This is a genomic window from Bradyrhizobium sp. T-1, from assembly GCF_053592855.1.
In genome coordinates this window covers 2,785,536-2,804,932 of record NZ_CM132115.1, presented here as the reverse complement: position 1 = coordinate 2,804,932, position 19,397 = coordinate 2,785,536, and the positions used below count along the sequence as shown (strand labels likewise).

The following is a 19,397-nucleotide window of genomic DNA, read 5'->3' as shown; positions in this document are numbered from 1 at the left end:
GGTCTCTCAGCCACCGACGCCTACGGACAGAGCCTTGGCCGGTGATGGTCCATCAATCTGCCGATTGACGATGGGTTGCAAGCGAAATGAACCCTCCTGGTAAGGCAGCCTCGCTGTCATTTCGCGATACCGCGGCGTTGCCGGGCTCGCGAAGATCGAGGCCAGCTTGATGGCGAACGACGCCACGTGGCTCGCGCAGCTTCGATCGGACTAATCGTCCCAGACAAGTTGCCCGCACTGACACTGATGGACCCGGATGTAGCCGGCAGTTCCCGGACTCCAGATCCTCTCAATGAGCCGCGGCGGCATCTTGCATCGGGGACAGCGGATGGCGGCTTGATCCTGTGTCATGACACATCCCGGCAATCGAGATTGACGCGACAGGACCAGCGTCGTTCCTAGATCGATTGGCGTATCGCGCCCAATGAAGGATACGGGAACACCGCAGTTTCCCGGACTCCACAACCCCTCAGGTCTGGATAGAAATACGCAGGCCGGGGCTGGCATTTTCATCCCGATCAATCATTACGCCCGGCAAGGGGCCCACCGCGAGGGGCCCCTTTCGATTCCGGAAAACCCGCAACGACGTCGTGCGAGCCGATTGGCTACGATCGAGCTGTGATGCGATAGACCCGTGCGTTGCCCTCCACGCCACGCAATGGCGCGTCGAATTCCTCGACAACGTGGCCCGTCAACAGATCGCGAACGCCGGGAGCCGTGTAGAGCGCTTCTGTCAGGCAGATTTCTCCCGCATCCGCGAATGACTGCACGCGCGCGGCTATATTCACGGTCTGGCCGAAGTAGTCGAGATTCTCGTTGAGGGTCACGGCAATGGAAGGTCCGCAATGTGCGCCCATTTTGAGGATGATGGCGGGCTGGTCTCGCTCGAAGTTGAACTGGCCGATTCCCTGCAGCATTTGCAGCGCAGCCGCGACCGCGTCGACCGGCCGGGAGAACGCAGCCATCACGGCATCACCGATGGTCTTCACGATGGCGCCGGCATGCCGTTGAGCGACTGCGTCGAGCAGAGCAAAATGCTCCCTCACCAGCGCATAGGCATTCAGATCTCCGAGATGCTCGTAAAGAGCGGTCGAGCCCTTCAAGTCGGTGAACAGGAGGGTCACCTGCCGAATGCCGAGGCCTTCCTCCTCGTCCACACGCTCGGAGCGGAAGAGCTTGCGGAAAGTCTGCCGCGTCAGCAGCATGCCGCCGGACACGTAGGGGTCAAACTCGAGCGTCGGCTTCTCCGGCATGGCAACGATCTCAGGTGGCCAGTTGATCAAGAGCACCGAGCCGCGCTTCGCGCCGGTATTGCTGATCTCGAAGACGGCGCGCCCCGACGGCACGGCCGAAACATCGGATGTGAAACGCTGCCCATCGTAAGTGATGCGGATGATCGTCGGCGCGCCGGGCGGGGCTGCCGCGGAGTCCACCGCGGGAAGTGTGAAGCCGGCCTGCGTCTGGACGTTCACACCCGAGAGGGCACCGGACTTGATCTCGGTCTGCAGGGTCGTGGTCACGCCGGGTGGCAGATATGTCATGCCGCGGACGAGGGTGCGCAGAACATCGACAAATCGGGTTTGTCCGCCGGGCAACCGCCCGCTGTCCGCAAACTTCAGCTTCCAATGCAGGTCTTCGATCGAGAGGTTGTCGACGTCGTGCAAGGCGAGGCGCCGGACTTGCGGCGAGACGGAGAAAGACGCCTGGATGAAGTCGTCGAGGTCCGTCTGCCCGTCGATGTCGCACAGCCCGCAAACGAAGTGGCTCCGGAGTGCGCGGAGCTTGCCGAAGCTTTCCAGCACCAGGCCGGAATGGGGGCACAGAATATCCCAATGCAGGTCGACCAGCCCGGCGCGGGCGGCGTGGAGGAACAGGTCGATTGCTTCCGGCTCAGCCACACCGCGATCTCGCGCGAACGCCAACGGGTTGGCGCGGAAGATGCTGACCTCGTCGCCGCTGCGGATGAGAGTTTCGAACTTGGAAATGACCCGCGGGCTCCAGGCCCTGGCCTGCTCGATCTGGGTCATCTTGCTTTCGAGAAGCCGTTCGTCAATGGACGTCATCGACAGCTCCTGGCGATGCCAAATCCAGAATAAAATATCAATTTCGCAGCGCGACCGCCTCTCGCGGTGTCCATCCCGTTCAGGACATTCTGTCGGCGTTTGCCGCCAGCATTTGCCCAACGCCTCGAAGGTGCCGGACGCAAACAAGAAACGCCCCTCCTCCCAGCTCAATATGTGGTGCGCAAGGGGCTTGCTTCAAGATCCCGGCCCCGGTGTACACCCCCGCGCCTCACACCAAGCCGAGGGATCACCACATGCCTGTCCTGCTTCCGAAGTCACGCGCGCGCACCCATGCCTTGCCGACGCGCTCCGAACGCGCGGCCGACCATGCCGTCCTGATCGCCGGCGGCGGGCCGACCGGCTTGATGCTGGCGGCGGAGCTGGCGCTCGCCAAGGCCGACGTCGCCATCGTCGAGCGCCGCGCCAGCCAGGATCTCACCGGCACGCGGGCCGGCGGCCTGCATGCACGCAGCATCGAGATCCTCGATCAGCGTGGCGTGGCGGATCGCTTCCTGCGCGAAGGCAAGGTCACCCAGCTCGCCGGCTTCGCCTGGACGCGGCTCGACATCAGCGACCTCCCCACCCGGCACGCTTACGGACTGGCGCTGCGGCAGAGCCACATCGAACGCATCCTGGCCGATTGGGTCGCGGAGCTGGGCGTGCCCATCTATCGCGGCCGCGAGGCGGCAGATGTCGCGCAGGATGACACCGGCGTCGACGTGACGCTCTCGAGCGGCGAGATCTTGCGCGCGGATTATTTGGTCGGCTGCGACGGCGGCCGCAGCACGGTGCGCAAGACGGCTGCAATCGATTTTCCCGGCACGGCTCCGACGCTCAGCAATCTCATGGCCGAGGTCGAGATGGGCGAGACGCCGCCATGGGGCCTGCGTCACGACGCGCTCGGCTTTCACGGCCTCAGTCAGGCGGAGAACGGGCGCGTGCTGGTCGTCATGACCGAAGCGAGCCTCGATCGCACCGGCGAGCCCAATTTGAGCGATCTCAGCGATGCGCTGATCACCGTTTACGGGACTGATTTTGCCGTCCACAGCCCGGCCTGGATCTCCCGCTTCACCGATGCGGCGCGGCAGGCCGCCGCCTATCGCAGGGGACGCGTGCTGCTCGCGGGCGACGCCGCGCACATCCATCACTCCGTCGGCGGACAGGGCCTCAACACCGGCCTGCAGGATGCCGTCAATCTCGGCTGGAAGCTGGCGCAGGTGGTCAAGGGCGTTGCGCCCGACGGCCTGCTCGACAGCTACCATGCCGAACGCCATGGCGTGGCCGCGCGCGTGCTCCGCAACACCAGGGCGCAGATCGCCCTGCTCCGCCGCGAGGACGACGGCCGCAAGGCCGCGCGCGAGGTGATGTCCGAGCTGCTCGCGATGGACGAGCCGCGCCGGCGCTATGGCGCGATGATGAGCGGGCTCGACATCCACTATGATCTCGGCGAGGGGCATGAGCTGCTCGGCCGCCGCATGCCCGATCTCGCGCTGACGGTCGAGGGGCGCCCCATGCAGCTATTCACGCTGCTGCATGATGCACGCGGCGTGCTGCTTGACTTCGGCGGGGGCGACGTTCCCGACATCACGCCCTGGGCCGATCGTGTCACACGCATCGATGCCGCCTATGACGGCGCATGGGAGCTACCGGCGATCGGCGCGATCGCCGCGCCGACGGCCGCGCTGGTTCGGCCCGACGGGCATGTGGCTTGGGTCGGGCACGACAGCCGAGGCGAACTTGTGGAGGCGCTGACGAGATGGTTCGGCGCACCCGGCCAGAGCTGAAGCTCGGGTCCGAGGCGCTGGCAGAAACGAACAAGCCCGCGGCGTTGCGCGGGCTTGCTTCGAACTCATCTCGAGGATGCCATCATGCCGGTGTGTTGCCCGACGTGTCAAACCAAACGGCCCCGGCGCTGACGGGGGGCACGCGCGCCGGGACCGCCATTCCAGGCCGGTCAATCGGCGGCTGACCGGCCACCTCACAAAACCGGCTGCGGAACGGGAGGTTCCTAACCGCGCGAGCGATTGCGGCTGTCGTCAGCGATTCCGCTTCTCGCCTCGCTCGCTCGGAAATGGCTCCTGAGTCCTGCGACCGAGGAACGTGTCCGGCACTCCCGCCTTCAAGATCTCGAGCGCCCTGGCGATCTCGTCGCGCATCCGCGCGATCTGATCGGAGATTGCGGATGCTTCGCTGTGAATGCGGTGAATCGGCACGCGATGGTGCGGCATGGAAGCGCTCCCTTGCTTTGCAGGCGGGAGCACGCTCGGTCTCTCAGCCACCGACGCCTACAGGCAGAGCCTCGGCCGGTGATGCCGGGTAGGCTACACGAAGTTCGCTCTTGTTCAAAAGCGAACTTAAGACTCGTCGCGACGCGCAAAATGAGTAAGCGGCTCAAGTGCTGCAAATAGCGCAACGAAAACAGCGCGATAATTTGTTCGCGAACCTATCAAATGATGAAGACAGTCTCGACTACGAGTCGTACAGTTGAGCATCACCGCAAGGCCCTTGGCATTCATCGGTGATGAGAACGCCAGTCGCGCTCCCGCCCCACTCGAACGAGGGAGCAGCGCCATGTTGAAGCGGCGTCGTTTCAGGCAGACCAAGACACTTCACCAAAGGCTCGCAGACGAAGCCGCGCAATTGCGCGAGCAGGCGCGCGCGCTCGCGCCGGGGCACCGCCGCGAGATGCTGCTCCGCCGCGCGCGGCAGGACGAGATGGCGATACAGATCGATGCCTGGCTGCATTCGCCCGGCCTGAGCACGCCGACATGACGCAGCAATACCGCGCCTATCTGGTCGGCGAGAACGGCGTCTTTCGCGCCGCCGAGGCGTTCGAGGCTCCCAGCGACATATCCGCCCTCGCCTACGCACAGCAGTTCGCGCGACGCGGCGACGTCGAAGTCTGGCAGCTCGGCCGCAAGATCGGCTCGCTGAGGGGGCCGCGGCCGCACGAGGCCTGACGGGAAGCGAGCTGCTGCGAGAGCGGGGGAAGAGCGCGGGCGCGGCTACGCCGCCCGCGACACCTGCGCCGTCCGCCCGACCCGTGCCTCGAGCAAGGCGATCGAGGTCCGCAGATTGTCCCGGCGCGCACGCAACGTCAGCGCCAGCATCGAATAGGTGGGACTCAAGGGGTCGGCATTGCCGGCATTGCGCTCCTCCTCGGCAATGTCGCTCTCCAGCATCTGGATCCGCCAGTGCAGGTCGGAGATCAGCGCGTGGAGCTTCAAGGACGCGGTCGCTTCGAAACGGGACGTGGACTGCATGTGATCGCCTCAATCTGAAACGGCCCGATTGGCCGGGCCGGGATTAAGACGTGACGTAGCAAGACAGATGCCAGCTCCTGCGGAGCCGGCCGAGGCGCTCGAAACGCCTCACCCCTCGGCCAGCTTCCGCTCGATGTAGGCATCCACCGTCTCGGCGAACGAGCGCTGCACGCCGATGGACGTGACGTGCAGCTCGAGCGCGTCCTGCTGGAGCACACGCAGGCCACGGCTGCGCGCACTGACAGGTGCCATCGCCAGATAGTCGTCGATGGCGCCCGTCGCCAGCGGGATACCTTTCGGATCCCCCCGCGCGATCAGCAGACGCAGAAAGCTCAGGCAATCGGCCAAACCCGCCATGGGCGTATCTCAGCCTTGCGGCGACTTCGGCTTCGGCTTCCGGACGGGCTGGGTATGCGTCCCGAACAGCGCCAGCAGCAACGCGACTTCTTCCTTCGAACCAATCTGGATCATGACTGTCTCCTTTTCGCTTCGTTGGTCGGGCCCAATGGCGGCGGAGTTCAGGACGATCTGGTTTCAGGACTGTTTCAAAGCTGTTTCGTCGTCATGGAAGGCCGCATCGCGCCGGCCTGAAGGACGAATACCGATCGCTCAGCCGTTCGGCTGCCACCCGATGATCGCGCCAACGAGACATAGCAGCGAGCCGAAGGCCGTGCCGCCCATCTGCATCCAGTACCGGATCGGCATGGTGTCCCGGTAAAACTCCTGCCGCGACCACCTCGACCAGTCCAGCCAGTCATCGCTGACGAACAGGATCTTTCGCTCGACATAGCCGTACCAGGCCTTGCGCGCCCAATAGATGCTGATTCCGATCGCTGCGAGGCGATAAAGCAGATCGAGAGCGGGGTTCATGCAAGCATCCGGCGGCCACGGCAACAGCTCTGCCTGTCTTTGTGTCGCAGGACGGGACGCAGGTTCAACGAAAGGATCAAACTTGAATTGAATGCGACGAATCGGATTCGGCGGAATGAAATCTCTCCGCCCCATGCTGGCACATGTCCATTCTCACGTGAGGGAGCCATGTATTACGTCGCCGCCGCATTGCTCGGACTTTCAGGAGTGTTCTATTCGGCGGGCCGTCACGAGCTCGGCCAGTTCGGCGCCGACGTGTGCAGCTATGGCGGTACGTTCTGCGACACCCCGATCATCGTCTTCACCGGGGCAGCCCTTGCCGCGGCCTGGGGCATGTTCGTCAGCGTCAAGTAGCACGCAGGAAGACGGACCGCCGCGACCAGCTCACACCGCCAGCTCCTTGCGAACGGCGGCAGCCGAATTGCCGACCTTGTCGATGGCCTGTTGCAGCTCCTCCCTGGAGACACCGAGCGCATGGGTCCAGTACTTGACCTCCCAGGCCTCGTGCATGTTGATCTTGCTGCGGTCCGGCTGTTCGCGCTTCGTCAGATGGTCCATCACGATTGTCCTCCTCACGACAGAAGAACGCCACCGTGCCCCCGCCGTTCCGAGGCGGAGCGGCGGCGCGACGCTTGCTCACGAAACGCGCGCTTCGGAAAACCGGCTCGGCCACCAAGCGGACTGGCCCTGTCGCACGCAACACCGGCTTCAGACCCTGACCGGGCCTTCACTTGATAAATGTTAGGTCCGGCACCTCGCCGCGCCCGCATATCTTAACATTTGTTGTGTTCGCCTGTTTTGATAACGCGTCGTCCACAATGTTGAGAAACGGAGAGCCCATCATTTAACCTTTGTTATCAGCGGCAAGCTGGGGTCTATGCTTTTTGGCCGTCACGCGCCCAGGCGCGTGGGGGAATGAGAGACGTGACAAGCGACATGATCTGGGCGCCGCTGTTTCAGCGCCTGAAAACGACGACCGGTGCGGACGACAGGGATCTCCAAGCTCTCGCGGCGCTGCCGTTCACACTTCGCCACTACCGCGAAAACCAGACCGTGCTACGCGACGGCGAAGAGCCGAGCGAATGCTGCCTGATCGCCGACGGGTTCTGCGTCCGCTCCAAGACGATCGCGGACGGCCGGCGCCAGATCCTGTCGATCCACATTCCCGGCGATCTGCCCAATCTCCAGAACCTGCACTTTCCGACCGTCGATCATGACCTGATTGCGCTGTCCGATTGTACGCTGGCCTTCATCGCCCACAAGGCGTTGAACGACCTCATTGGCCGGCGACCGGGTGTCGGCGACATGTTCTGGCGCGACACGCTGGTGGATGCCGCCGTGTCCCGGGAATGGATCGTCAATGTTGGCCAGCGCTCGACCTACAACCGGCTTGCGCATCTGATCGTCGAGTTGCGCGAGCGGCTGCGCCTCATCGGTCGGGTGATCGACAACACCTTCGCAATCCCGCTGACGCAGGAGCAGTTCGGCGAAGCCATGGGTGTGACGAGCGTTCACACCAACCGCATTCTGCGCGAGCTGCGCATCGACGGCGTTCTGGAGCTTCAGCGCGGCACTGTGAGAATTCTCAACGAGCACAAGCTCCAGGAGCTCGCCCAGTTCGACGGGCGCTATTTGCATTTGTCGCCCTCGCCTTAAGGCAACGGACGAGCGCTCTCCCTGGGCACAAACACTTCAGAGGTATCCATGCGTACATTACGGATCGCGCGGCAAGCGTCCTGGCTCGCCCGATGACGCTCCTGCATGAAGCTCAGCAGCAATGAACGCCGCCGCGCGCCGGAGCGGTTACGCGTCGCCCCGTGCGGCAGGTCGGCGTCGAACACCAGGATGTCGCCTGCGTCGCCCGCCACGATCAGGGACGAGGCTTCGTCGGGCTCGCCGCGGTCGAGATGGCGCGGAACGACGCGTGTGGCGCCGTTGTCCGGTCCGTAGGCGTCGAGGAAGACCAAGGCGGAGACGGCCTTGGCGCCCGCACCATCGCGGTGCAGTGGCTGGTGGCCTTCGCCGGGCAGCGGCTCGCGCCCCTCAACCTGAGCCAGAAAGAACGGACCGGCCAGTATTTCGGCTCCCACCGCCAGCAGGGACGGCAGACGACAGGTTCGCTGCACTGTTGGATCCAGATCGAGCAGCGCATGGCGCCAGCCGCCCCCGCGGGGGGCCGACCATTGGTCGCTGCTGCCCACACCGGCGTCGAAGGCGGCCCGCAGCATATCGCGCCAGGCCGCCGGCACGGCACCACGGAGCAGGAGATAACCGTCGCGCACCAATGCGGCCGCTTGATCTCCCGCGAGCGGATCGACTTCAGTGAGCATCAGGCGATGGTGCATGACCGCTCACTACAATCTAGACGTGCTAAATGCAAGAGCGTCGTGCGCAGCGCAGCGGGAAGGCCCCGCACACGATGACGGCGGCACGTCGCAGGCCGAGGAACTTTACGGCTCCGTTCGTGCTTAAGCATTGAATTCGCAATTTCCGGAAGGTCAGTCCTGTCTAACCGATCCAAACTTCAAGCCTCCAGGCACGACGAGCTCGCTGCACCGACCAGGCCGGCACCGACGCTGCTGCAACGCCTGGGGCCAGGCCTGATCACGGGAGCAGCCGACGATGATCCGTCGGGCATCGCCACCTATTCCCAGGCCGGCGCACAGTTCGGCTACGGGCTGCTCTGGACGGTCTTCCTGACCACGCCATTCATGATCGCGATTCAGCTCGTGAGTGCGCAGATCGGCCGGGTCACTGGCAAAGGGTTGGCTGCCAATGTGATGAAGATTGCCCCCCGCTGGCTGGTGCTGGGGCTTGTGGCGTTGCTGGTTGCCGCAAACACCTTCAATATCGCCGCCGACATTGCCGCGATGGCGGAGGCACTTTCACTCGTTATCGGCGGACTCAACCACGAGCATGCGTTGATCTTCGCGGCCGGCTCGACCCTGCTGCAGATCTTCCTGCCCTATCGCCGCTATGCGCCCGTGCTGAAATTCTTGACTTTGACCCTCTTTGCCTATGTCGCGACCGCCTTCACCGTGCAAATCCCCTGGAGCACCGCGCTGCTCGCCGCAGTGTGGCCGAAGGTGAATGTCAGCGCCGATTATTTCATGATGGTGGTCGCTGTCCTCGGCACCACCATCAGCCCCTATTTGTTCTTCTGGCAGGCCTCGCAGGAAGTCGAGGAGATGAATCTCGGCCAGCGCGACAAGCCGCTGCGCGAGGAGACGCGACGCGGCGGCGATCCCGAGCTCACGCGCATGAAGGTCGACACGACCCTCGGCATGCTGCTCTCGAACGGCATTGCCTTCTTCATCATCCTGACCACGGCCACGGTGCTGAACGCCAACGGCGTCACCAACATCAGCTCGGCGACGCAGGCGGCCGAAGCGCTGAAGCCGCTCGCCGGCGACTTCACCTTCGCATTGTTTGCGCTCGGCATCATCGGCACGGGTCTTTTGGCAATCCCGGTGCTGGCCGGCTCGGCGGCTTACGGCGTGGCCGAGATCTTCGGCTGGCGCGCTACGCTGGAGGCAAAGCCCGAGAAGGCGATCGGCTTCTACACCATCATCGCAGCCGCAACCATCATCGGCTTCGGCCTCGGCTTCACCGGAATCGACTCCATTCACATGCTGGTATGGAGCGCAGTGCTCAACGGCATCGTTGCCGTCCCCATCATGGCGATGATGATGCTGATCGTCTCCAACGGAGCGATCATGGGGCGCTTCAAGGCCCGATCGCAGCTCATCGCATTGGGATGGCTCGGCACTGCGCTGATGGCGCTGGCCGTCCTCGCTTTGCTGGGCTCGTCCGTCATCGGCTAGCCAGAGCGCGATCGAATCCGCAGGGCTTCCTTGGCGCAAATTGCGCAGCGGTTGTCCCGCCGATTCTGCGGGTCTTCCATTCAAGCCACCGAAATCGACACCCAGCCAAGCGTTTGCAGGCTTCACGACGCCCCGTCGTTAGCCTAACAATTATGGCTGGCTCGGGCTTGCGACCCGGAACACAAAACCAATAATGCCCGGCCGGGCGACAGGGAGCGATATGACCAAATCAAGAGCAACAAGCCTCGAGATCCTCGCCTGCGACGCCGGCTGGAGAAACTACCACTTCGTCAAGGTGACGACGGAAGACGGCGTCGTCGGCTGGAGCGAGTTCGACGAGGGCTTTGGCTCGCCCGGCGTCGGCGCCGCAATCCAGCGGCTGTCCGCCCGTGTGATCGGGCAGAACGTCTTCCAGCACGAGCGCATCCATGCCGAGTTGTTCGCCGCCACGCGCCCCGCCGCCGGCGGCGTGGTGGCCCAAGCGCTCGGTGCGATCGAGAACGCATTGCTGGATGCCAAAGCCAAGTGTCTCGGCGTCCCCTGCTACGAGCTTCTCGGCGGCAAGATCCGAGACCGGGTTCGGGTTTACTGGTCGCATTGTGCGACCTGGCGGATCAATCATCCCTCCTGGTACAAGCCGCCGATCGAAAACCTCGACGGCGTCAAGGCGATGGGCCGCGAGGTCCGCGAGAAAAAATTCACCGCCCTCAAGACCAACATCTTCTCTTACGACGACGGCAAGCCCACCGGCTGGCGGCCCGGCTTCGGCACGCCGTTCGCGCCCGAGATCAATGTCGACCGCAAGATCCTGCGCGACCTGCACATGCATCTCGAAGCGATCCGCGACGGCGCCGGTCCCGACGTCGACATCCTGCTCGACTGCAACTTCAACGCCAAGACCGAAGGCTACCTGAAGATCCTGCGCACGATCGCCGATCTCGACATGTTCTGGATCGAGATCGACAGCTTCAATCCGCAGGCCCTCGGGTATATCCGCAGGCAGAGCCCGCATCCGATCTCGTCTTGCGAGACGCTCTTGGGCCTGCGTGAATTCCTGCCCTATTTCCACGAGCAGGCCATGGACGTCGCGATCATCGACACGCCCTGGAATGGCGTGTGGCAGTCCATGAAGATCGCCTCGGCCGCCGAAGCCTTCGAGGTCAACGTCGCGCCGCATAATTTCTATGGCCATCTCTGCTCGATGATGAACGCGCATTTCTGTGCGGCGGTGCCGAACCTGCGCATCATGGAAATCGACATCGACCGGCTCGCCTGGGACCACGAGTTGTTCACGCATGAACCGGAGATTGCGAACGGCCATCTGATCATTCCGGATCGGCCCGGCTGGGGCACCGAGCCAAACGAAGATGCGCTGCGCGCCCATCCGCCCAAGGCGACCGGCGGACTTCTCAACTACGGCCGCAAGAATTGAGACTTACGGCGACACCGGATTGATGGTCGGGGATGTTTTTGGCCCCGGCCGCGCAGGCTCGAGCGGCGATTTTGGTTCGGTCGGAAGCACCTGGGCGCCCGCCGCCCTGGCGGCTTCACCCGTGGTTGCGAACATCGCGACATGAGCCGGCTGGGTCTTTGCGCGGCTCCAAGGCCCGTGGTCGACAATCAGCATCGCAGCAATCGTTACGACAGCCACGATCATCGCGATCACGCCGGGGTGCCGAAGCGCCATGGAAATGGAGTTTGCGAAACGATCTGTTGCCATAGAATAATCCGCACCTCTGTCCTCTCGCGGGATAACGCTGCAATGGGCCGCCGAGTTCCGCCCATGGAGCAAGCGAGTTCCGGCCCGATGCGCGGGAACCAGGACACCATTTCCTCAATGCTTCACGTCGGGCCGCGCATCGCCGACGAACTTGTCGCGGTTTGGCATCTTGATCGCCGCCAGCGATTTGGCATCGAGCGTTGCGTCTGCACCCACCAACCCATTCAGGCTCAAGACATAAGCCGACACCGCGTAGACGTCCTCGTCGCTCAGCGACTGCGGCGCATTCTGCGGCATGGCGCGCCGGATATAGTCGAACAACGTCGGCGCATAGGGCCAATAGCTTCCGACGGTGCGGATCGGCTTGGCGGTCCCGATCGTACCCTGTCCGCCGAGCAAGCGATCGCCGACGCCGCCCTCTCCTTTCTCGCCATGACATGACGCACATTGCTGGGCGAACAGCTCGCGTCCATGAGCGACCGACCCGCTTCCCTTCGGCAGATTGCTGCCATCGCGCCCGACATCGATATTCCAGCCGGCGATCTCGGCCGCCGTCGCCGGCCGGCCGATGCCGTAGGCGCTTTGCGCCTGCGCTTCGTTTGCCCCGATAGCAAACAAGATCGCGAAGGCGACGCCGCAGATCTCACGCCAATGCATTGGTCACCTCGCCGTCGGCCGCGATGCGCCAGGGCCAGATCGCATTGTTGTGGTAGAAATAATCTCGCCACGTATCGCAAGCAGCTCCGCAAGCGTCGGCTGCACATAACCGGTCTCGTCGGTCGCGCGGCTCTGGATCACCGCAGGGCTCCCGTCCCATTGCCAAGGCAGGCGGAAGCGCGTCAGAGCGCGCGTCAGCACCGGCTCCTGCAATCGCGCATCCTGCCAGCTCTTCCCATCATCGACGGACACCTCGACGCGCTTGATCTTGCCGTAGCCACTCCAGGCGATGCCGGTGATTTCGTGGAAGCCGGGTGCGCTCAGACGCTGGCCGCCCGACGGGCGCGTGATGATCGACTTCGCTTCCATGTAGAAGGAGAACTCGCGTGCCGTGCCGTCCGGCAGCAGGTCGGTATATTTCGAGGTCTCCTCGCGCGAATAAGCAGGCTCTGCCGTCACATGCAGGCGCCTCAACCACTTCACGTTCATATTGCCCTCGAAACCCGGCAGAAGCAGCCGCAATGGATAACCCTGCTGCGGGCGAAGCCGCTCGCCGTTTTGGCTGTAGACGAGCATCGCATCCTCGAGACATTTTTCGATCGGGATGCTGCGGGTGAGTGCTGCGGCATCGGCGCCTTCAGCAATGATCCATTTGGCTTCCGGCTTCAGCCCGGCCTCCTGGAGCACCAGCTTCAGACTGACGCCCGTCCATTCGGCGCAGCTCAGGAGACCGACGAGATCCGAGGCCGTCTTGCCGTAGGGCTTGGCGTAACCGGGATTGCCGGAGCACTCGAGAAAGTGGATGCGCGACTCCGATGGAAACCGCCGCAGATCGTCCACGGTGAAGATCAAGGGCCGTTCGACGAGGCCGTGCAGCATCAAGCGGTGCTGCGCCGGATCGATGGTCGGAACACCGCCATGATGCCGCTCATAAAACAGCCCATTGGGCGTGATGATGCCGTCGAGTTCCTGCAATGGCGTCCGGCCGGACGCGGAGATGTACTGCTTGAGGTTCTTCGAGATGTTCTTGACGACGCCCTTCTCGAACGGCGAGGGCGCGCCATAGGGCTGGCTCCCCATCGGATCGCCCGGTGCCTTCATCCAATCCGGAACATTCGGCGGAAGGTTTTCCGTATCCGCGGCAGCCGATTCATCGGCTCCGATCACGACGCCGCCCACTGCGGCGCCGCCACCTTGCAGGAAGCGGCGGCGTGTGGTCTTCGCAGATCTGTCGCGGATGTCGATCGTGTTGTTGTTCATGGCGGACCCTCGGCTGAAGCTCGGTCCGCATAAGACCTTTCGCGAAGCACGTTGGCAATTCGCGTACATTTCAAAAGCAGGCGATTTCGATCAGGACTGACCTAAATTCACGGGCCGCGACAGCAGTTCCATTCCTTGCAACGCACAAAAAGACACGCGGGTCACTCACCCGGCGCGATCGCATTGCTGGGTGTCGGCCGATCGGTGATCTGCTGGCCGAACAGGCTGCCGATCAGTTCGACCGCGGTGCGTGCAGTGCGGCCACGCTCATCCAGGAACAGATTGAGCTCGACGATGTCCACCGATCCCACCACCCCGGAATCGTGCAGCAGCTCCATGATCAGATGCGCCTCGCGATAGGTCGCGCCGCCCGGCACGGTGGTGCCGACGCCCGGCGCGACGCAAGGGTCGAGAAAATCGACGTCGAAGCTGACATGCAGCACGCCGTTGCTGGCCTTGACCCGCTCGATGACGCGACGGATCAGCACCGCGACGCCGAATTCGTCGATCTGGCGCATGTCGACAACCCTGATCCGGCGCGCGCGCATCAGCTCCTTCTCGAGCTTGTCGATCGAGCGCGCCCCGAACAGGTCGAGCCTGTCCGGGTCGATCGAGGCGCGCGGATCATCTCCCAGCAGGCCATCGAGACCGGCCTCGCCGCAGAGGAACGCCGCCGACATGCCGTGCATATTGGCCGTGATCGTCGTTTCCGGCGTGTTGTAGTCGGCATGGGCGTCGAGCCAGAGCACGAACAGCTCGCGGCCACGCTCCTGCCAATGTCGCGCCATTGCATTGACAGACCCCATCGACAGCGTGTGATCGCCGCCGAGGAAGATCGGCAGAGCGCCGGTTTGTGCGATCTCATAGCCGCGACGACTGAGCATGCGCGTCCAGCGCTGGATTTCGCGGTAGTGATTGGCCCTCTCCGGCGGCTTGTCGGCGAGGTCCCTGACCTCGGCCACGGAGAGGTCGCCGTAATCGACGACCTCGAAATCCAGGCTTTCGAGCAGCGTAGCGAGGCCGGCGGTCCTCAGCGCCGCAGGGCCCATCAAGGTGCCGCGCTGCGAAGCGCCCATGTCGATGGGCGCGCCCAGCAACGCGATGCGCCGGGCTCGATCCGCGATGATTTGATCGGTCACGGCAATCTCCTGAGGTCAGCGACGCTGCACCAGCGTAACAGAGATTCGCACCCGTCGTTTCACGGGGAAACCGGAACAAATTGCCGAGCGCCGCATTTTCTCTTCAAGGCCGGCACCCGCCGTTCAAAACGGCGCCTGTCGCGGATAGCCAAAGGTCTTTCGACCCGCTGTTCAAAACGAGCGCACGCGCGGATAGCCAAAGGTGCCGGCCTCAGTTCTTTCGCCAATCCTGGAGATCGCGCTTGAGCACGGACATCCCGCAGTCCAACCAACAGCCAGGCATGGCCGAGCGCGCCCTCGACGCAGCGACCGACGTGTCCCACACCATCGGCGAGGTCGCCGGAGGGTTGCGAGCCGCCGTCGACCGCCTCACCTACGCGATCGATGAAGCGCGAAAGCCCGGACGGCCGCTGGCGACAGTGGCAGCGATCACGCGCGAAGCGCCCCTCGCCAGCCTGTTCGTCGCTTTCCTCTTTGGCGTGGCAGTGGCGCGCCGGCGCTAACGACCACGATCGAGCCCGCTTAAGCTGCGCTGACGGCTTCGAGCCCCGCCGTCAAGAATTTCTTCTCGAACGCCTCGGCGGGCATCGGACGGCCGAAGAAATAGCCCTGCCCCTCCTCGCACCCCATGCTGACCAGGAAGTCGGCCGTAGCGCGATTCTCGATTCCTTCGGCAACAATCGTCAGGCCAAGCTGTTTGCTGAGGCCGATGGTCGAGCCCACGATGGCCGCATCATCGGAATCGGTAAGCAGATCGAGCACGAACGAGCGGTCGATCTTGAGCCCATCGAGCGGAAACTTCTTCAGATAGCTCAGGCTTGCATAGCCCGTGCCGAAATCGTCGAACAGGATGCGGACGCCGAGCTGCTGAATTCGCTTGAACATGTCGAGCACGCGAACCTCGTCGTGCAGCAGGATGTCCTCGGTCACCTCCACCTCGAGTAGCGAAGGAGTAAGTCCCGTCGTCCTCAGCAACTCCGCGACCGCATGCGCGAGATCGCCGGAGTGGAGCTGAGACGGCGAGAGGTTGATTGCAACGCGCACAGCGTTGCCCGACAATTCCCACGCCCGTGCTTGGCGGGCGGCCGTCTCCATCACCCAGCTGGCGATCCGCTCGGACAGTGCCGAGGTGTTGACGATGGGCATGAACTCTCCGGGAGAGACGTAGCCACGAACCGGGTGCCGCCAGCGGATCAGCGCTTCGGCACCAGTCAGGCGACCATCGATCAGGCGAACCTGGGGCTGGTAGAACAGCTCGAACTCGCCGCGATCCGCGGCAAGCGCCAGTTCGCTCTCCAGCCTCAGCCGGCTTTCCAGCTCCTGCCTGATCGCGCTCTCGAAGATCACATGACCGCCGCGCCGCGTCAGCTTTGCCTTTGTCAGCGCGAGGTGGCCATTGCCCAGGAGATCATCTGCATTCTGTCCACCGTCCGGGTAGACGGCAATACCCATGCTGATCCTGACCCGATGCTGGCGCGTACCCGTTGCGAGCGGCGTCTCGAAGGCACGCGCGATCCGCTCGGCGAACGCGGCAACCGGCTCTCCTGCGCAATCCAGCGCAATTGCGAACTCGTCACCGCCGAGCCGGGCGACGACCGCCCTGCTATCGGATTCGACCCGCAGGCGCTCAGCCACCGCCCGGAGCACCAGATCGCCGGCCGAATGTCCAAGCATGTCGTTGATCTGCTGAAAGCCGTCCAGCCCCAGCACGAGCAGCGCAACCTCGGAGGACCGCCGCTCCGCAGCAGCGATCAGGCTGCTGAGGCCCGCATGGAGGGTGTTGCGGTTGGCAAGACCAGTCAGCGCATCATATTCGGCGAGGTATCTGACGCGTTCGGCCTCGCGCTTGCGCACCGAGATGTCGCGCAGGATCGCACCATATTGGAAGCCCTCCGTTCCCTGCCAACCCGAAAAACTCGCCTCGACCGGAAAGGTCTCGCCATTCTTGCGCCGCCCCTCGAACTCGACGACAACGGCGCCGCCGGGGACCAGCAAGGCCTGGCGTGCAGCGTCGCGGATGGCAAAAGTCTTTGTGCCGGCTTCCACCGGGATCGCACAAAGCGTCTCGAACGGGCGACCGATCATCTCGGTCGGCATATAGCCGAAGATCGCACTCGCGCCCGGATTCCAAACCGTGATCCGATGATGTTCGTCGGTGCAGACCAGGCCATCGCCGAGCGACATCGCAATACGGTGAAAGCGGCTTTCGGCAATGCGTCCCAGCAGGCTGCGGAAATCGATCTCATCCAGCGCAATCGCCGTCAGATAAGCGACGATCGCGATGTGGAACAGCGACGTGTCGATGACGAAGGGCCAATGTTCCTGCACGAGAACCGCGCCCAGTTCGATGCCTGCTCCGGCTGCGACCAGGATCGCGACGCGGACGCCCGGTGCGACACGGCGCCATGAATACATCATCAGCAGGCAGATGACGCCGAGGCCAGCGATCATGCCGGCATCGGACGTCCAGCGCAGCATGCGGTTCTGCAGGACAGATTCAGCCGCCAGTGCCTGGAGGACAGGGCCCGCGACGATGCGGCCGTTCGGCACACTGAACCGGTCGCCCAGTTCGAGCGCCGTGGCGCCGACGATGACTTTCTTGTCCCTCAGCCTGTCGAGCGCCGCAGCGCTGCCCCGCAGCACGTCGGCATAGGAAACAATGGGAATAGACGCCGCCCGGATGCTGAAGTCGATCAGGAAAGGCGGCCGTCGATTGACGTCCTGCCCGGCCAGCACCACGGCCATCGAGGGAATCTGGGCATCGCCAAGCTTCTCGCCGACCGGATAGCGGCGAACGAGCCCGTCGGATTCAACCGCGACATTGACGACGGCCGGCCACGATTGGTTGCCGAAGGGCTTCAGGGGACGATTGATGTGAGCCGCGCCACCATTTGGCGTCGGCTGCTTGAAGGACGGCAGGATCGTCGAGCCGCCGACCTCCCGAAGCGCTTTGAGGAAGGCCTCGTCAGAGGCCGGATCCGACGGCGAGCTGAAATCGATGTCGAAAGCCACGTCCTGCGCGCCGGCGGCCTCGAGCCGGTGCAACAGGTCGGCGTGCAGGCGGCGCGGCCAAGGCCACACCCCGATCTGATCGATCGAGGGCGCGTCAATCGCAACCACGACGACGTTGCCGGTGGCGGAGCGCGATTGCCATGCGAAACGGAGATCCGTGAGCGCATTGCGAAGCGCGCCGTGCCATCCGGTGGACAGCACGACCGCCAGCGCGATCACGACAAGAATATGCGGCCGATAGCGTTTCACCCGATCCTCCCGCGCTCGCTTCTGCAAGCGCGCCCCCTCGTCCCCTAGGAAATCGCTTTAGTGCTTGTTGTGGCCGTAGGCATTGCCGTGGCCGTTGCTGCCGTTACCGCCGCCATTCCCGTTGCCGTTACCGTTGTTGCCCTTGCCGTTGCCGGTGGCGCTATTGTCGTCGCTGCCTCCATTCCCTTTGCCGGAATTGCTGTTGCCGCCGGATTGTCCGCCACTGCTGCCGCCGGTCGCATCCTTGGTCGAGCCGGCGGTGGTCGCAACAGTCGTCGTTGCGCTTGACGAGGTCGATGCGGCGCTGGAAGCAGATGCGGCGCTCACAGTGACCGCAGTGACGGTCGAGCTGTTGGTCGCAGTGGTCGTCGTGCTGGCCTTGCTATCGCTCCACACGGTATCGGTGCTGGCGTTCGCGTTGCGCACGTGCCCTGGCGCGACCGACTCGTGGGCGAGCCCATGCGTGACCTTACGGAAATTCAGCTTGACCTCACCGAGCGAGCTCGAGATGCGCACCACGCCGGCCTTGGGCACGTGAGCTCCGCTTGCATGGCGCGACTGCGTCGACACACCAGCTGCCTTGCTCCCCTTGTCGATCGGCCCTAACGCATGAACAGCATGGCCGTTCGCCGCATTGCGCGGCATCGGCAGACCCGACTTCGGCACGGGAACGCGCTCGATCGTCGAAGCGCGCGGCTTGCCTTGCTCGATCGGATTGAGGGTGCCGGCACCGCTCAGGCTGAGGCCAGGCTTGCCATGCTCGAAGGCGGTCGCCACCTGTCCCGGCATCACCTGGGCGATCTGGCCGGTCTTGAAATCGGAGACTTCAACCTGGCCGCGGAGCACGCCAACCTTGGTGCTGCCTGCGCCCACTGTGACGCTGAAATGCGTTCCCTTGACCACAGCGGCGAGATAGGGGGTCTCGACCTCGAAATGCTTGACGTTGCGCTTCTCGACCTCGAGCAGGATCGAACCCGCCTGCTGGATAATGGTGGTCGAAAGTCCCTCCTTCTTCTCGGCTGGCACGCCGACCACCGAATTGGGAGCGATCAAAATCGTCTCTTCGCCGCGAACAAGCAGCACGCGCCCGTTGCGCCCGGTGCGAATGGTATCGCCCGGCTTCAGCGTCTCTTCCTGGTTCAACGACACCTGCTGGGCGCCGTTGGTGGCGAGCCAGACCTCGCCCGACGACTTGCTGACCGACCAGACGCCGTCATCCGCAGCGGATGCACCGGACACCGTTCCCAGGATCAGCGCAGCCATCAAGGTGCACCGCACTCCAACTCTCCCCAGCATGACAATCCTCGGTCCGCGTTACAGCCAGTCCTGAGGCGTACTCA

The 19,397-nt window shown here is 63.9% G+C and carries 20 protein-coding genes and 1 pseudogene; 8 read left to right on the top strand and 13 right to left on the bottom strand.

Translation table 11 applies throughout. From position 1 onward, the window contains the following. Window positions 1–605: 605 nt before the first annotated feature. Window positions 606–2,063 carry an adenylate/guanylate cyclase domain-containing protein gene (locus ACWAT4_RS13440; protein WP_212425573.1) on the bottom strand — a complete coding sequence of 486 codons (1,458 nt, stop codon included), beginning with the start codon at window positions 2,061–2,063 and terminating at the stop codon, window positions 606–608. A 254-nt stretch (window positions 2,064–2,317) separates the two neighbouring features. On the opposite strand from ACWAT4_RS13440, the gene ACWAT4_RS13435 reads away from it, so the two are divergent. Then, window positions 2,318–3,847: an FAD-dependent monooxygenase gene (locus ACWAT4_RS13435; RefSeq protein ID WP_449730738.1), complete on the top strand. Its 1,530-nt coding sequence runs from the start codon at window positions 2,318–2,320 to the stop codon at window positions 3,845–3,847. A gap of 252 nt (window positions 3,848–4,099) precedes the next feature. Here ACWAT4_RS13435 and ACWAT4_RS13430 read toward each other — a convergent pair whose 3' ends face one another. Further along, a complete protein-coding gene (locus tag ACWAT4_RS13430) occupies window positions 4,100–4,291 on the bottom strand; it encodes a hypothetical protein (RefSeq protein ID WP_212301368.1) in 192 nt (63 codons plus the stop codon). Window positions 4,292–4,634: 343 nt separating this feature from the next. Here ACWAT4_RS13430 and ACWAT4_RS13425 point away from each other — a divergent pair, with 343 nt between their 5' ends. Beyond that, entirely contained in the window at window positions 4,635–4,835 is a 201-nt protein-coding gene (locus tag ACWAT4_RS13425; RefSeq protein ID WP_212425548.1) for a hypothetical protein, read from the top strand. Further along, window positions 4,832–5,023, top strand: a complete 192-nt coding sequence (locus ACWAT4_RS13420; RefSeq protein ID WP_212301370.1) for a hypothetical protein — start codon at window positions 4,832–4,834, stop codon at window positions 5,021–5,023. The genes ACWAT4_RS13425 and ACWAT4_RS13420 overlap by 4 nt, the downstream gene beginning before the upstream one ends. 45 nt (window positions 5,024–5,068) lie before the next feature. On the opposite strand, the gene ACWAT4_RS13415 is transcribed toward ACWAT4_RS13420, so the two are convergent. The 3 genes from ACWAT4_RS13415 to ACWAT4_RS13405 form a co-directional block, all read right to left on the bottom strand. Continuing rightward, complete coding sequence (locus ACWAT4_RS13415) at window positions 5,069–5,326, bottom strand: hypothetical protein (RefSeq protein ID WP_212301371.1); 258 nt, start codon at window positions 5,324–5,326, stop codon at window positions 5,069–5,071. Window positions 5,327–5,434: 108 nt separating this feature from the next. Beyond that, on the bottom strand, window positions 5,435–5,683 hold the full coding sequence (locus ACWAT4_RS13410; RefSeq protein WP_449730737.1) for a hypothetical protein: 249 nt from the start codon (window positions 5,681–5,683) through the stop codon (window positions 5,435–5,437). 252 nt (window positions 5,684–5,935) lie between these two features. Further along, window positions 5,936–6,196, bottom strand: a complete 261-nt coding sequence (locus ACWAT4_RS13405; RefSeq protein ID WP_212301373.1) for a hypothetical protein — start codon at window positions 6,194–6,196, stop codon at window positions 5,936–5,938. 168 nt (window positions 6,197–6,364) lie between these two features. Between ACWAT4_RS13405 and ACWAT4_RS13400 the strand changes: the two genes are divergently transcribed. Continuing rightward, complete coding sequence (locus ACWAT4_RS13400) at window positions 6,365–6,550, top strand: hypothetical protein (RefSeq protein ID WP_212301374.1); 186 nt, start codon at window positions 6,365–6,367, stop codon at window positions 6,548–6,550. A 30-nt stretch (window positions 6,551–6,580) separates the two neighbouring features. Here the strand turns inward: ACWAT4_RS13400 and ACWAT4_RS13395 are convergent, their stop codons facing one another. Then, complete coding sequence (locus ACWAT4_RS13395; RefSeq protein WP_212301375.1) at window positions 6,581–6,754, bottom strand: DUF3606 domain-containing protein; 174 nt, start codon at window positions 6,752–6,754, stop codon at window positions 6,581–6,583. 357 nt (window positions 6,755–7,111) lie between these two features. Here ACWAT4_RS13395 and ACWAT4_RS13390 point away from each other — a divergent pair, with 357 nt between their 5' ends. After that, window positions 7,112–7,852 carry a Crp/Fnr family transcriptional regulator gene (locus tag ACWAT4_RS13390; RefSeq protein ID WP_449730736.1) on the top strand — a complete coding sequence of 247 codons (741 nt, stop codon included), beginning with the start codon at window positions 7,112–7,114 and terminating at the stop codon, window positions 7,850–7,852. Here the strand turns inward: ACWAT4_RS13390 and ACWAT4_RS13385 are convergent. Beyond that, on the bottom strand, window positions 7,849–8,541 hold the full coding sequence (locus ACWAT4_RS13385; RefSeq protein ID WP_449730735.1) for a phytanoyl-CoA dioxygenase family protein: 693 nt from the start codon (window positions 8,539–8,541) through the stop codon (window positions 7,849–7,851). The two genes, ACWAT4_RS13390 and ACWAT4_RS13385, sit on opposite strands and share 4 nt — an antisense overlap. A gap of 231 nt (window positions 8,542–8,772) precedes the next feature. On the opposite strand from ACWAT4_RS13385, the gene ACWAT4_RS13380 reads away from it, so the two are divergent. Both ACWAT4_RS13380 and ACWAT4_RS13375 read left to right on the top strand, forming a co-directional pair. Further along, window positions 8,773–10,020, top strand: a complete 1,248-nt coding sequence (locus tag ACWAT4_RS13380; protein WP_449731206.1) for an NRAMP family divalent metal transporter — start codon at window positions 8,773–8,775, stop codon at window positions 10,018–10,020. A 220-nt stretch (window positions 10,021–10,240) separates the two neighbouring features. Continuing rightward, window positions 10,241–11,452 (top strand): mandelate racemase/muconate lactonizing enzyme family protein, encoded by a 1,212-nt coding sequence (locus tag ACWAT4_RS13375; protein WP_212444545.1) that lies wholly within the window; start codon window positions 10,241–10,243, stop codon window positions 11,450–11,452. 3 nt (window positions 11,453–11,455) lie between these two features. Here ACWAT4_RS13375 and ACWAT4_RS13370 read toward each other — a convergent pair whose 3' ends face one another. The 4 genes and pseudogenes from ACWAT4_RS13370 to rocF form a co-directional block, all read right to left on the bottom strand. Beyond that, window positions 11,456–11,740, bottom strand: a complete 285-nt coding sequence (locus tag ACWAT4_RS13370) for a hypothetical protein (RefSeq protein ID WP_212444546.1) — start codon at window positions 11,738–11,740, stop codon at window positions 11,456–11,458. A 114-nt stretch (window positions 11,741–11,854) separates the two neighbouring features. Next, a complete protein-coding gene (locus tag ACWAT4_RS13365) occupies window positions 11,855–12,397 on the bottom strand; it encodes a c-type cytochrome (RefSeq protein ID WP_449730734.1) in 543 nt (180 codons plus the stop codon). Further along, window positions 12,384–13,657 (bottom strand): annotated as a pseudogene (gene soxC / locus ACWAT4_RS13360) (sulfite dehydrogenase). The gene ACWAT4_RS13365 and the pseudogene soxC overlap by 14 nt, the downstream one beginning before the upstream one ends. Before the next feature lie 161 nt (window positions 13,658–13,818). Next, window positions 13,819–14,733, bottom strand: coding sequence for an arginase (rocF, locus tag ACWAT4_RS13355; RefSeq protein ID WP_449731205.1), 915 nt, complete (start codon window positions 14,731–14,733; stop codon window positions 13,819–13,821). Between the two features lie 305 nt (window positions 14,734–15,038). Between rocF and ACWAT4_RS13350 the strand changes: the two genes are divergently transcribed. Beyond that, window positions 15,039–15,299, top strand: a complete 261-nt coding sequence (locus tag ACWAT4_RS13350) for a hypothetical protein (protein WP_212301382.1) — start codon at window positions 15,039–15,041, stop codon at window positions 15,297–15,299. A gap of 19 nt (window positions 15,300–15,318) precedes the next feature. On the opposite strand, the gene ACWAT4_RS13345 is transcribed toward ACWAT4_RS13350, so the two are convergent. Next, the gene (locus ACWAT4_RS13345; RefSeq protein ID WP_449730733.1) at window positions 15,319–18,057 is read right to left on the bottom strand and encodes an EAL domain-containing protein; all 2,739 of its coding nucleotides are present in this window, start codon (window positions 18,055–18,057) and stop codon (window positions 15,319–15,321) included. A 57-nt stretch (window positions 18,058–18,114) separates the two neighbouring features. Further along, window positions 18,115–19,353 (bottom strand): FecR family protein, encoded by a 1,239-nt coding sequence (locus ACWAT4_RS13340; RefSeq protein ID WP_212425542.1) that lies wholly within the window; start codon window positions 19,351–19,353, stop codon window positions 18,115–18,117. Between the last annotated feature and the right edge of the window lie 44 nt (window positions 19,354–19,397).